At 72.3% G+C, this 13,321-nt stretch carries 10 protein-coding genes and 1 pseudogene; 5 read left to right on the top strand and 6 right to left on the bottom strand.

Annotation, left to right across the window (positions count from 1 at the left end; genetic code table 11):
- Window positions 1-131: 131 nt before the first annotated feature.
- Window positions 132-1,667 carry an aldehyde dehydrogenase (NADP(+)) gene (locus tag ACWC5C_RS03330; protein ID WP_450873166.1) on the bottom strand — a complete coding sequence of 512 codons (1,536 nt, stop codon included), beginning with the start codon at window positions 1,665-1,667 and terminating at the stop codon, window positions 132-134.
- Window positions 1,668-1,799: 132 nt separating this feature from the next.
- Between ACWC5C_RS03330 and ACWC5C_RS03325 the strand changes: the two genes are divergently transcribed.
- The 5 genes from ACWC5C_RS03325 (at window position 1,800) to ACWC5C_RS03305 (ending at window position 6,694) form a co-directional block, all read left to right on the top strand.
- Window positions 1,800-2,570, top strand: coding sequence for an IclR family transcriptional regulator (locus ACWC5C_RS03325; protein WP_385448265.1), 771 nt, complete (start codon window positions 1,800-1,802; stop codon window positions 2,568-2,570).
- Between the two features lie 111 nt (window positions 2,571-2,681).
- Entirely contained in the window at window positions 2,682-3,701 is a 1,020-nt protein-coding gene (locus tag ACWC5C_RS03320) for a hypothetical protein (RefSeq protein WP_450873164.1), read from the top strand.
- Complete coding sequence (locus ACWC5C_RS03315; protein ID WP_450873163.1) at window positions 3,698-4,978, top strand: sensor histidine kinase; 1,281 nt, start codon at window positions 3,698-3,700, stop codon at window positions 4,976-4,978. The genes ACWC5C_RS03320 and ACWC5C_RS03315 overlap by 4 nt, the downstream gene beginning before the upstream one ends.
- Window positions 4,975-5,649 (top strand): response regulator, encoded by a 675-nt coding sequence (locus tag ACWC5C_RS03310; protein WP_450873161.1) that lies wholly within the window; start codon window positions 4,975-4,977, stop codon window positions 5,647-5,649. Before ACWC5C_RS03315 ends, ACWC5C_RS03310 begins: the two co-directional genes overlap by 4 nt.
- Window positions 5,650-5,713: 64 nt before the next feature.
- Window positions 5,714-6,694, top strand: a complete 981-nt coding sequence (locus tag ACWC5C_RS03305; protein ID WP_450873159.1) for an aldo/keto reductase — start codon at window positions 5,714-5,716, stop codon at window positions 6,692-6,694.
- Between the two features lie 319 nt (window positions 6,695-7,013).
- On the opposite strand, the gene ACWC5C_RS03300 is transcribed toward ACWC5C_RS03305, so the two are convergent.
- From ACWC5C_RS03300 to ACWC5C_RS03280, 5 genes and pseudogenes are all read right to left on the bottom strand, one after another.
- Window positions 7,014-8,234, bottom strand: a complete 1,221-nt coding sequence (locus ACWC5C_RS03300) for a right-handed parallel beta-helix repeat-containing protein (RefSeq protein WP_385448634.1) — start codon at window positions 8,232-8,234, stop codon at window positions 7,014-7,016.
- A gap of 293 nt (window positions 8,235-8,527) precedes the next feature.
- Window positions 8,528-9,829, bottom strand: a complete 1,302-nt coding sequence (locus tag ACWC5C_RS03295; RefSeq protein ID WP_450873157.1) for a pectate lyase family protein — start codon at window positions 9,827-9,829, stop codon at window positions 8,528-8,530.
- 40 nt (window positions 9,830-9,869) lie between these two features.
- Window positions 9,870-10,694: a rhamnogalacturonan acetylesterase gene (locus ACWC5C_RS03290; protein ID WP_450873155.1), complete on the bottom strand. Its 825-nt coding sequence runs from the start codon at window positions 10,692-10,694 to the stop codon at window positions 9,870-9,872.
- A gap of 101 nt (window positions 10,695-10,795) precedes the next feature.
- Window positions 10,796-12,127 (bottom strand): ABC transporter substrate-binding protein, encoded by a 1,332-nt coding sequence (locus tag ACWC5C_RS03285; protein ID WP_450873153.1) that lies wholly within the window; start codon window positions 12,125-12,127, stop codon window positions 10,796-10,798.
- A pseudogene (locus ACWC5C_RS03280) lies at window positions 12,124-13,056 on the bottom strand (pectinesterase family protein); the annotation flags it as partial. The gene ACWC5C_RS03285 and the pseudogene ACWC5C_RS03280, both read right to left, overlap by 4 nt.
- Window positions 13,057-13,321 lie beyond the last annotated feature (265 nt).

Genomic DNA, 13,321 nt, shown 5'->3' with positions numbered 1-13,321 from the left:
GATCCCCGTGACCGGGGATGGCCAGGGGGAGGGCGTGTGACGCCCTCCCCCTGGCCATCTGCGTTGTGCGGGGCCTTTCCCGGTGTTTCCCGGTGTTTCCCGGTGTCTTCCGGTGTCTTCCGGTGGGGCTGTCAGCCCTGCTGTTCCCGGAGGCCGTTCACCCGGCGGGGCAGCCCGAGCGGGTTCTCGTCGCGCAGCTCCGGCGGGAGCAGCGCGGGCGGGGTGTCCTGGTAGCTGACCGGCCGCAGCCAGCGCTCGATGGCGGTGCCGCCGACCGAGGTGGAGGTGGAGGTCGTCGCCGGGTACGGGCCGCCGTGGTGCTGGGCGGGGGCGACGGCGACACCGGTCGGCCAGCCGTTGACCAGGACCCGGCCCGCGAGCGGGGTCAGCTCGGCGATCAGCTCACCGGCCCGGCCCTCGGTGCCCTCGGCCTCGGCGGCGGAGATCTGGACGGTAGCGGTCAGGTTGCCCTGGAGGCGGCCGAGGACGGCGGTGACCTCGGCGTCGCTCCCGTACCGGGCGACGATGGTCACCGGGCCGAAGCACTCCTCCAGCAGCACATCGTGCGGCCCCTCCTCGGCGAGGCGGTGGGCCGGGACCGTGAGGAAGCCGGGGCTGACGCTGTGCTCGCCGCCGGAGCCCGGGGTCACCGGGGCGTCGACGTCCGCCAGCGCGGCGCGCTCCTTGACGCCCGCGACGAAGGCGTCCCGCATGCGGTGGTCGAGCAGCACCCCGGCGTCGGTGTTGCTGACGGCCTCGGTGAGCGACTTGACCAGCGCGTCCCCGGCCGCGCCCGCGGGCGCCAGCACGAAGCCGGGCTTGGTGCAGAACTGGCCCACGCCCAGCGTCATCGAACCGCCGAGCCCGGAGCCGATCTGCTCACCGCGCTCGGCGGCGGCCGCCTCGGTGACCACGACCGGGTTGAGGCTGCCGAGTTCGCCGTGGAAGGGGATCGGCACCGGCCGGGCGGCCGCCGCGTCGTACAGGGCGCGGCCGCCGCGGATCGAGCCGGTGAAGCCCGCGGCGGCGACCAGCGGGTGCTTGATGAGGTCGATCCCCGCGTCGAAGCCGTGCACCACGGAGATCACGTCGGCGGGCAGCCCGACCTGCTCGGCGGCCCGGCGCAGCGCGGAGGCGGCCACCTCGGAGGTCGCGGGATGGTCGGGGTGCGCCTTGACGACGACCGGGCAGCCCGCGGCGAGCGCGCTCGCGGTGTCGCCGCCGGGTACGGAGAAGGCCAGCGGGAAGTTGCTGGCGGCGTAGACGGCGACGACGCCGAGCGGCAGCTTGTAGCGGCGCAGATCGGGCCACGGCGGGGTCTGGGTGGCGTCCGCGTGGTCGACGTGGACGTCGAGGAAGGCGCCCTCGTCCACGACCTTCGCGAAGGACCGGAGCTGATAGCTGGTGCGGGCCAGCTCGCCGGTGAGCCGGGCCGGGCCGAGCGCGGTCTCCGCGTCGGCGGCCTCGACGAGCGTGTCGCGGGCCTCGTCGAGCAGATCGGCGGCGGTGCGCAGGAAGGCGGCGCGCACCGTACGGTCGGCGAGGGAGCCGCGCGCGGCGTCGGCCGCCCGCACCACCTTGTCGACCTCCTCCGCCGTGGCTTCGACCGCTACCTGCTCGCGCTGCTTTCCGGTTCGGGGGTCGACGCTCCACACTGGTGCTGACACCGCGGATTCCTCCTGCTGTGTTACCCGCTGCTTGCGTCCCGCACATCGGCTGTTGTTCGATATGCTGAACGCTGTCCCGGTTGATGAATTCCATCGGGACTCTATGGCTGGTCGAACAGAGGGGTCAAGGCGATGACAGCTGCCGAGACGGGCGGGGCCCAGGTCAAGTCGGCGGTCCGCACGGTCGAACTGCTGGAGTTCTTCGCCGGTAGGCCCGGCATGCACAGTCTGGCATCCGTGCAGGAGGCCGTGGGCTACCCCAAGTCCAGCCTGTACATGCTGCTGCGCACCCTGGTCGAGCTGGGCTGGGTGGAGACGGACGCGACCGGCACCCGGTACGGCATCGGGGTGCGGGCGCTGCTCGTCGGCACGTCGTACATCGACGGCGACGAGGTCGTGGCCGCCGCCCGCCCCACCCTGGACCGGCTCTCGGACGACACCACCGAGACCATCCACCTCGCGCGGCTCGACGGCACCAACGTGGTGTACCTCGCCACCCGCCAGTCCCAGCACTATCTGCGCCCCTTCACCCGCGTCGGCCGCCGCCTCCCGGCCCACTCCACCTCGCTGGGCAAGGCGCTGCTGGCCACGTACACCGACGAGCAGGTGCGCAAGCTGCTGCCGGAGACGCTGAGCCCGCTCACCGAGCACACGCTGACCGACCGCGAGAAGCTGATCGAGGAGCTGCACGTCATCCGCGAGCAGGGGTACGCGGTGGACCGCGAGGAGAACACGCTGGGCCTGCGCTGCTTCGGCATCGCCATCCCCTACCGCACCCCGTCCCGGGACGCCATCAGCTGCTCGGTGCCAGTGGCCCGGCTGACCGGGGCCCATGAGCAGATGATCAAGGACGCGCTGTTCGACGCCCGCGACCGCCTGACCCTGGCCACCCGCCGCCTCTGAATCTCGTGAGCCTCTTGGTCTGAGGGAGGACGTCCGTCTCCGCCGCACGGCGGAGGCGGATCACCGGACAGGGCGAGGTGCGACGGCAGCGGCGTCGCGAGGCTGGTGTCCATGACACAGCCCCACGCGACCACCGCTCCCCGCCGGGCGCTGCGCGCCATCGCCGTCCTCGCCTGCCTCCCCTACATCGCCCTCAAGGTCGCCTGGATCGCGGGGAGTCACGTCGGGATCCCCGAGGGCAGCGATCTGCGCCGCCCGGAGGAGCGCCCGGTCCTGCTCGCCTTCAACGGGGTCTCCGTCCTCATGGACGCCGCCGTCGTCGTCCTCGCCCTGCTCCTCACCCGTCCCTGGGGCGCGCGGGTCCCGGCCTGGCTGCTGGCGCTGCCCGTGTGGTGCGCGGGTGGGCTGCTCGCGCCGATCATGACCGGCTTCCCGGCCCAGCTGCTCGTCAAGGCGCTCGGCGACGGCGCCGGGGCGGGCGCGGTCGCCGACGACAGCCGGTTCCTCGCCGACTGGGTCTTCGGGCTGGTCTACGGCGGCTTCATCCTCCAGGGCCTCGCCCTCGGCGCCCTGTTCACGCTGTACGCCCGCGACCGCTGGGGCCATCTGTGGCGCGGCCGGATCGCCGATCTGCCCGCCGACAGCCCCACCCGCGGCGCCCAGCGCCTCACCGCCGTGGTCGCCACGGTGCTCACCGTGCCGCCCGCCGCGACCCACGCGCTGTGGGCGGGCGGTTCGACGGCCGGGCTGTCCGCCGCCCGGGCCGCGGACCGGACGAGCGACTTCTACGTCCTGGAGGCGATGTACGTCGTCTTCGCGCTCGCCACCGCCGCGGGCGCCCTGACGCTGGCCTTCCGCGCCGGACACCGCCTCCGGCTCGTCGTCCCGCTGGGCCTGGCCTGGATCGGGTCCGGGGCGCTGGCCTGCTGGGGCGCATGGCTGACGCTGACCGGTCTGGCCTCGGGGGACGGCGCCAAGGCACCGAGCGCGGTGATGAACATGACCTACGCTGTGCAGATGATCGTGGGCTTGCTGGTCCTCACGGCCGGGGCGTACTTCCTGGGCGAGCGGGGCGCGCAGGCGTCCAAGGCCCCGGTTTCCCCGCGCACGCTGGAGCTGCGGCCGCTGTGATCCGCACCCGATGGCGACGATGGACCCGTGCGGCCCTCGGGCGACGCACCCGGACGCGCTGGGTCCATCTGGTGCTCGGCGGCGCGCTGTTGATGCCGTACTTCCTGCTCACCACGGTCCTCCTCGGGTCGGTGCTCCGCACCCCCGGCCTCCTCACCTCCCTCCCCTGGCAACTGCTCGCCTTCGTCGCGGCCCTCCCGCTCGCCGCGCTGACCGCGCTCTTCCCCCTCGTACGCCCCCTGGAGGTCACGGCCGCGCGGGCGCTGTGCGGACTGCCGGAGTCCGCCGAACTCGCCGCCGGGCCCGCCTCCTCGTGGGACGCGCGCCAGCGCACCGCCCTCTGGTACGCGCTGCATCTGGCGGTCGGCGGGCTGGTCAGCGGGCTCACCCTGGCCGTGCCGCCCGCCGCGCTGCTGCTGATCGCGCTGCCGGTCAGCGGGTCGTCGTACGGGGCGGAGCTGGGCTGGCCGGGCGCCTTCGCCGGGGGCCGGGTCGCGCTGGCGCCCGCCACCGGGGTGCTGCTGCTGGCGGTGCTGGTGGTGGTCGCGGCGGGCGCCGGGGCGCTGCTGGCCCGCTGTGCGCCCGCACTCCTCGGGCCCGCCCCGGCCGACCGGCTGGCGGCCGCCGAGGAGCGGGCGGCCCGGCTCGCCTCCCGTAACCGCCTCGCCCGTGAGCTGCACGACTCGGTCGGGCACGCGCTCAGCGCGGTGACGCTCCAGGCGGGCGCGGCCCGCCGGGTCCTGGACGCCGATCCGGGCTTCGCCCGGGAGGCGCTGGAGGCGATCGAGGAGACGACGCGTGGCGCGGTGGCCGAACTGGACAGTGTGCTGGGCCTGTTGCGCGAGGAGCCCGACGGAGCCGGGCCGGGACCGGCCGCGCCCTCCCCCTCCCCCACCCTCGCCGACCTGGACGGGCTGCTGGCCCGTACCCGCGCCGCAGGCGTCACCGTCGACCTCGGCGGGCCCCCGCCGGGCGGGCTGCCGCCGGGCGTCTCGCGCGAGGCGTACCGCATCGTGCAGGAGGGGCTGAGCAACGCCCTGCGGCACGCCGGACCAGTGCCGGTGCGGGTCCGTATGACCATGGACGGCAGCGAGTTGGAGATCAGGATGGAGAACCCGGTGAGCGGGTCGGCCGCCCGGGCGCGCCGCCCCGGCGGCGGGCGCGGGCTGCGCGGCATCGCCGAGCGCGCGGCGCTGCTGCGCGGCAGCTGCGCCTGGGGCGCCGACGACGGCCGGTGGCGGCTGACGGTCCGGCTCCCCCTGGGGGCCGCCCGGTGACCGCCGCGCCGACGCCCCTGCGGATCGTGCTGGCCGACGACGAGCGCTTGGTCCGCACCGCGCTGCGCGCGATCCTCTCCGGCGAACCGGACCTGGAGGTCGTCGGCGAGGCGGGCAGCGGCGCGGAGGCCGTCCCGCTGGTGCGCGAACTGCGCCCGGACATCGTGCTGATGGATGTCCGCATGCCGGACATCGACGGCATCCGCGCCACCGAGCAGATCCTGCGGACCGTACCGGAGCCGCCGCGGATCATCGTGGTGACCACCTTCGAGAACGACGCGTACGTGTACGACGCGCTGCGCGCCGGGGCCAGCGGCTTCCTCCTCAAGCGGGCCCGCGCGGACGATCTCGTCCAGGCGGTGCGGCTGGTCGCGCGCAGCGACTCGCTGCTCTTCCCGGCCGCCGTACGGGCCCTGGCCGCCGAACACGCCGCCGCGAGCGGTCGCGGCGCGGCGGCCCGCGCCCTGCGCGACCGCCTCTCGGAGCAGGAGGCGAAGGTGCTGCGGCTGATGGCCACCGGCCTGTCCAACGCCGAGATCGCCGACCGGCTGGCGGTGGGCCCGGCGACCGTGAAGACCCATGTGGCCGCCGTGCTCGGCAAGCTCGGCGTCCGGGACCGCACCCAGGCGGTGATCGCGGCGTACGAACGCGGTTTCGTCACTCCGGGCTGAGACAGGGCTGACATCCGGCGCTCGAAGTGGTCTTCTGTGGCCACTGCCGAGAGAGGAGACCGCCATGGAGTACGCACGACTGGGCATGTCGGGGATCAAGGTGTCACGGATCTGCCTGGGCATGATGAGCTACGGCGACCCCTCGTACCGGGCGTGGCAGCTGGACATCGACGCGTCCCGGCCGATCGTGCGGCGGGCGGTGGAGAGCGGGGTGACGTTCTTCGACACGGCCGACATGTACGCGGTCGGCCGCAGCGAGGAGATCACCGGCGAGCTGCTGGCCGAGTGCTTTCCGCACCGCGACGACTATGTGCTGGCCACCAAGGTCTACAACCCGATGGGCCCGGGCCCCAACGACCGAGGCCTCTCCCGCAAGCACATCCTGGCCGGGATCGACGCCTCGCTGCGGCGGCTGGGCACCGATCATGTGGACCTGTACCAGATCCACCGCTACGACCACGAGACGCCCATCGAGGAGACGATGGAGGCGCTGCACGACGTGGTGCGCGCGGGGAAGGCCCGCTACATCGGCGCGTCCTCGATGTACGCGTGGCAGTTCGCGAAGGCCCAGCACACGGCGGATACGCACGGCTGGACGCGGTTCGTCTCCATGCAGAACCACTACAACCTGCTGTACCGGGAGGAGGAGCGCGAGATGAATCCGCTCTGCCTCGACCAGGGCGTCGGCGTCATCCCGTGGAGCCCGCTCGCCCGTGGCCTGCTGGCCGGTACCCGCGACCGCGACCGCACCGGCCCCACGACCCGCGCCGCCAACGATCCCCTGGTCGAGCGGTGGTACGCGGACGCCGACTTCGACATCGTCGACGTGGTCCGCGAGGTCGCCGCGGAACGCGGCGTCTCCCCCGCCCAGATAGCCCTGGCCTGGCTCCTCAGCCGCCCCGCCGTAACGGCCCCCGTCGTCGGCGCCACGAAGACGTCCCACCTGGACGACGCGGTGGCAGCGGTGGACCTGACCCTCACGGAGTCCGAGACCACCCGCCTGGAGACCCCTTACCGCCCCCGCCCCATCCAGGGCCACCAATAGCCCCCGCTCCGCCCGTATGTTTCCCCGACCCCGCCCCTTCCCGAACAAAGGGCTCCGCCCCTTGGACCCCAGCCCTGCGGCCCACACGCGGGTGGCGGGGGCTGAGCGCCCGCGAGCGACGGTTGCGGCCGGGTCGCCGGGGACAAACCGGCCCGGTGGGTGCGCGGATGAGCGCCGGGAAGGGGCGGTCCGGGGAACACACCGCCGCCCCGCCCGCATACGGGCCCCAGGCCCGGCAGGGCGCCGGGGGCGGGGTGCGAGGGGCGGAGCCCCTTGTTCGGGAAGGGGCGGGGTGGGGGAAACTCACGCCGCCTGGCGGTTAGTTCATTGTTGAGCCTACTTCTGTGCTTCCGGCTACCACCAGGAAGCTGGTGACGGGCAGGGAGCCGTCCTGGCGGCGGGATTCGTAGGCCGTGGCCGGTTCGGTGGTGACGAAGGGCGGGGTGATCGAGGCGTTCGGGTTCCAGTTGTTGCCTCGGGAGACCGCCAGCTCGCCGGTGTCGGTCTGGCCGCGGCCGTTGGCGACGGCGAGGTTCTGCTGGAGCAGGACGCGGGAGTCGGGGAAGGAGTAGCCCTGGCCCTCGTTGGCGTAGGCGGTGGTGCGCAGGAGCCGGAGGGCGCCGGTGTTGCCGCCCGCGGCGAAGCCGTTCTTGGAGTTCTTCCAGGCGGCGGAGGCCCGCACGACATGGGCGGGGGCAGGCGCCGCGGCTGTGTCCGCGCCGAGCTGGAAGCCGCTGCCGTCGCCCTCGAAGTCGCGGATGCCCCAGCGGTTGACGCCGTTGCCCCAGGCCCAGGAGTGGTCGATGGCGACGGGGTTGGCCCACATCCACAGGTCGACGCCGTCGTCGCTGTTGTCGAAGAAGCGCGACCCGGTGACGACGTTGCCGGAGCCGGAGCCATGGGTGATCGCGAGGCCGTCGGCTCGCTTGCCGCCGGTGGCGTCGTCGTGGTTGCCGTAGGAGTCCAGGTTCCGGATGAGGTTGTCGTCGGTGTCGTCACCGCGCAGGGTGACCCCGGTGTCGCCGTTGCCGCGCGCCGTGAGGTTGTTGAAGACGCCGTGCGAGCAGGAGGTACAGACCAGACCGCCGCCGGGGGCGTTGCGCAGTTCGAGGCCGGAGACGGTCCAGTAGTCGGCGCTCAGCGAGAGCAGGGAGGCACCATCACGGAGCCGGGAGCCGTCGACCCGGACCTTCTCGCCCTGGTACGGGCGCAGGTGGACGCGGTCACCGGCGGTGCCGCTCACGGAGCTGCGCAGGGTCCGGGCCGGATGGTACGTACCGCCACGGACCTCGATCGTGGTGCCGGGCTTCGCCACGGCGAAGGCCTTCTCCAGCGTGCGGTACGGAGATCCCAGCGTGCCCGACTGGCTGTCGCTGCCGCCGGGCGCCACGTAGACGGCGGTCGGGACGGCGCTCGCGCCCTGCGGGGAGGCGGTCAGGTACACCCCGGCCACGGCCGACGCCACGATCACGGCGCCGCCGAGGGACAGCGTGCGGTCCTTGCGACGGCGATGGCGACCGCGGCTTCGCCTCACTCTCATGGCAACTCCTGTTCTGCGTCGAGAGAGCGGGCCGTGGGATCCTGAACGACCCGCTCCATGGCGTAGTTGCCGCCGATCCAGATTAGGTTGCCGCCGTCTCAAGGATTCTCAGATTACGGAATCGCGATCACCCAGCGATAGACCATGACAACTCTTGATCATTCTGAGACCAGTGTTGCCCGGTCGTCCAATTGAAGTTGACTCATGGCGTGAGGGGTACGTGAAGGGTGAAGGGGAGGCCAGGCGGGGCCAGTTGACGCCCGACCTCCCCCGTTGGAGGGCCCGCAGGGGCGTCAGAGGCGGCCCGCGCCCGCGTCCTTGCCGACGATGCCGGGCACCGCGCGCGGCGCGTCGACGCGCGGCCGCAGCGTCGGGGTCCAGCCCGCGTCGCCGCCCAGCTGCTCATCGGGGACCCCGGCGTTGTGGAGGGCCAGGAGGTCGGCCGCCTTGCCGCCGAGGTGGTTGTTCTTCGCGGTCAGCGCCGTACCCTTCCACTTCTTGATGATCGTCGCGGGGTCGACGGAGGACGGCACCGTGAAGGCGTTGGCCTCCGCGTAGAGCTGGGACTCGACGCCGACGCCCCAGCTGTACGCGTAGCCGTCGCGGGGCGCCACGAAGTAGTTGTTGTACGCGTCGACCTTGCCGAACCGCACCCTCGGCGCGCGCTCCACGATGTTCTTGAAGAGGTTGTGGTGGAGCGTGACGCGGAGCTTGCCACGGTCCGTGGCGCCCGCGCTGTCGCTGTTGCCGATCATCAGCGTCTTGTCGTGGTCGGCGAACACGTTCCAGGAGGCGGTGACGAGGTCCGCGCCGCGCACCACGTCCAGTTCGCCGTCGTGCTGCTGGAAGAGGCGGCCGAAGTAGCTGGGCTGGGCGCTGTCGGGGCGGCGGCCGTCGGTGAACGTGTTGTGGTCGACCCAGACGTGGGTGGCGCCGTACACCACGAGGTTGTCGTACTCGGAGTTCCAGTTGCCGTCGTCGCCGTCGGTGGGGTCCCAGGCCGGGAAGCAGTCGAAGGCGTCCTCGAAGGTGAGGTTGCGGACGATGACGTTGTCCACGCCCCGGATCTGCAGGCTGGCCCCCAACAGCCGGGCGTTCCGGCCGACGCCGAGGATGGTGGTGTTGGAGCCCACCTTCAGCTCGACGCGCTCGTACTGCCGGGCGGCGGACGCGGCGCGGGCGTCCTCCTGGGGACCGGACGGCGCGGTCTTGCCCCAGGTGGCGGGGTCGTACGCCGCCAGGTACGCGTCCAGGGAGTACCCGTTCGTCGCGTAGTCGGCGCAGGACAGCGGCTTTCCGGCGGCGTCGGTGTTGGCGTCGATCGTTCCCTTGACGTAGATCAGCCGTGGGGTGGCGTCGCCGTCGCCGAGGGCCTTCACCAGCTCGGCGCGGTTGGTGACCGTGAAGGTGTGCGCCTTGTCGGCCTTGGCGCCGCCGGTGGTGCCGCCGTCGGCGGAGGCCCAGCCGTCACCGGCCGGGAGGACGCCACGAGCGGTCTGGGCATCCTGGGCGGCGGCCGATGGGCCCACGGCCACGCCGAGGGCGAGTGCGGCGCAGCCGAGCACGGCGGCCACACGGGCATGACGTCTGAACATGACGGCTCCTGATGAGCGAAAGGGAGGGGAAAAAAGGGGGCTACCAGCTGATCCAGCTGTCCGGGATCGCGGCGTCCAGCCGCCGGATGTCGCGCGGCCGCAGCACCCGCCGCGCCGCCAGCTCCCGCGCGACGAGCCGGGCCACCTCGATCGCGCCGTGCGGCTGGAAGTGGGTGTTGTCCTGGAGCCCGGCCGGGTAGTTGGGCGACTCCCCCGGCTCCAGCCAGTTGAAGTAGCCCTGGGTGGCCTCGGGCCCGAGCCGCTGCCACAGCGCGATGCTGGACGCCTGGACGTCGAGCAGCGGCACGCCCTCGACGCGGGCGAGGCGGCGTACGGCATCGGGGTACGCGCCGTGCGTGGGCAGGGCGTTGCCCGCCGCGTCGAACTTGCGGCGCTCCACGGAGGTCAGCAGCACGGGGCGGGCGCCGCGCTCCCGCGCGCCGTCGAGGTAGCGCCGCAGATACTGCGGATACGTGGTCTGCGGATCGGTGCCGCGCGCCGGGTCCTCGATCTTCTCGTCGTTGTGGCCGAACTGGACGAGGAGGAGGTCGCCGGGGCGGAGGGCGGCCAGGATGGGGGCGAGCCGTCCCTCGTCGTAGAAGCTCTTGGAACTGCGGCCGTTGACGGCGTGGTTGGCGACCGTGAAGCGGTCGTCCGCCAGGAAGAACGGCAGGGCCATGCCCCAGCCGGTCTCGGGCGCGGCGGTGGGCTGCTTGGTCGCGGCGGTGGAGTCGCCCGCGACGTAGACGGTGGTGCGGGGGCGCGGGCGGGGGCGGGAGTGCGCCTGGGCCGTGCCGGTGGCGGCGGCGAGGGTGAGGGGCAGCGCGGCGAGGGAGGCGGCCGCGTGTCTTCGGGTCACGGACATGGGGATGCCTTTCTCACGGTGTGTGTGGGGGGGGAGGCGTACGGGGCGGCCACCGGTGCGGTGCGGCCGCCCCGTACGCCGGTTCAGGGGCCGGACCGCCGCTACTGGTGCTTCTTCCAGTCGGCCTGGGCCGTGTTCAGCTCCTTCGCGACCTTGTCGCAGAAGGCCTTGGCGGTCATCTGGCCGAGCAGCACCTTCTGGAAGCTGGGCTCGTTGTCGGCCTTGCTGATGTTGTTCCAGTCCGGGAGGTAGTACGGCAGCTGGACGACCTTGGTCTGCGGGTCGTTCAGCGACTCCAGCGCGGCCTTGGTCGGCGGGGCCTCGCTGATCCAGGCGTCGTCGGCGGCGCCGACGTTGGCGGGGATCGCGCCGACGTCCTCGTTCCAGAGGCTGTTCATCTCCGGGGAGGCCGCGAACTCGATGAACTTCCAGGCGGCCGCCTTGTTCTTGCTCGCCTTGAAGAGGCCGAGGCCGTCGACCGGGTTGGAGACGATCGTGCGGGCCGATCCGGCCTGGGCGGGCGGCAGCGGTATGCCCGCGATCTTGTCCTTGCCGAGCTGCTTCACGTGGTCGACGTAGGAGCCGAGGTTGTGCTGCAGCATGCCGATGTCGCCCTGGTCGAACTGGGCGACCATCTTGGCGAAGTCGTTGTTCAGGTCGGCGGAGGGGGTGACCTTCTTGAAGAGGGCGATGTACTTCTCCAGCGCCGCGACGTTCTTGGGGTCGTTGAGGGTCGTCTTGTCGCCGTCCCAGAACGAGGAGATGCCGGACTGGGCGTACATCATGTCCAGCGCCTGGGCGACCGAGCCCGCGCCGCCGCGCAGGGTGAAGCCGAACTTGTTCTCGCCCTTGTCGGTCAGCTTGTCGGCGGCCTCGTAGAAGGCGTCCCAGGTGGTGGGGGCGGGCAGCTGCGCCGATTTGAAGAGGTCGGTGCGGTACCAGAGGGTGCCCTGGTTGGCGGAGGTCGGGACGGAGAACAGCTCCTTCTCGTCGCCTCCGGCCGCGCGGACGCTGTCCACCATGTTCTTGATCAGCTTGCCCTTGAGGGAGCTGTCCTCGATGCGGTCGGTGACCGGGTCCAGGGCGCCCTGGGCGGCGAGGTTCGCCAGGTACGCGGTGCCGACGCCGCCGACGTCGGGGAGGCTGTCGCCGCCGCTCTGGATGGCCGTGTCGTACTTCGACTGCACGTTGGTGATCGGGATCGGAACGTACTTGACCTTGATGTTCGGGTTCTTGTCCTCGAACTTGGCGATGATCTTCTTCCAGACCTTCGTCCGGGGACCGCCGTTGTTGTCCCAGAACGTGATGGTGCCCTTGCCGGACCCCTCCTCGCCGGTGGACGATCCGTCGTCGCCGCAGGCGGTGGCGGTGAGCGCGAGGGTGAGGACGGCGGCGACCGCCGCGGCGCTGCGGGTGCTTCTTACTCTGCTCATGAAGCGCATCTCCTGGTGTGGTGTTGGGGTGCCCAGCCGTCCGTCCCGGCGAGGTAGTCGGCGACCTCGTGGTCCGCGGCGTCGGCCTCGTCCAGCTGCGGCCGTGTCGCGGCGGGATCCTCCGGCCCTGCCGCGCCCGGTCCGGTGTTGCGGTACTCGGTGAAGCGGGCCTCCTGCCACGGGAATCCGCTCATGTCCGTCCAGGGGGCGGACTTGATCGCGGCGGGGAGGTACGTGTCGCGGATGAGCACCTGGGCGATCGCGTCCGGCTCGCCGCCGGGGTGCCAGGGCCGTCCGAGGTGGAAGGTCCGCGCTGGTGCGTCGCTGACGATGCGGCTGCGGGTGATCAGGAAGCCGTGGGGGTTGTTCTTCCAGGTGCTCGCGGCGGTGATGTAGCCGTTGTTGGTGTCGCTGCCGCGGGTGAGGGCCTTGATGGTGGAGCGCTCGATGACGGTGGTGGCGCGGCCGTAGATGAAGTCGACGTCGCCCTCGATGTACGCGTCGCGGATGTAGACCCGGCTGTTCGTCGTCAGCTTCGGGCTGTCCGTCATGAGGGTGTCCTGATTGCCCAGGAAGGCCGTGTCCCGGAAGACGATCCGGTCGCCGGTCGTCTTCATGGCCAGCGCCTGTTCGCCCTTGAGGTCGTGGGCCGCCTCGTCGAAGTCGTTGACGAAGGTGAGACGGCGGGCCGTGACGTCGCTCGCCGCGATGAGGACGGTGGCGCTGCCGGTGGATCCGCCGTACTCGGCGGGGGTGTCGTGGACGATGGTCGTGTCGGTGCGGTGGCGGCCGGTGCCGAGGAGGGTGAGGTGGGGTTTGTCGGCGGGGATGCGGACTTGTTCGCGGTAGGTGCCGGGGGCGATGGCGAGGGTGATGTGCTTGTCGTTGCCGGACGGTACGGCGTCGATGGCGGCCTGGACGGTACGGAAGTCGCCGGTGCCGTCGGCGGCGACGCGCAGTGTCTCTGACGCCCTCGCCACTGCGCTGGGCGCGCCCCCGAGGACCACGAGCAGCCCGGTGACCACCAGGGTGAGCGCCGCCGCGGCAGCGGCACGTGGCCGCCGGGGTGAGCGCCGCCGTGGCCAGGGTGCGTGGCCGGGTGCGGGCCGGGTTGTGCCCACCCGTTCCGCCCCGCGGAACGCCTGCCCACAACCCGGGCAACATGGCGCAGCCCCCGGCGCAGGGCCTAGGAGC

The organism is Streptomyces sp. NPDC001700, from assembly GCF_053596435.1.
This window is presented reverse-complemented; position numbering and strand designations above follow the sequence as displayed.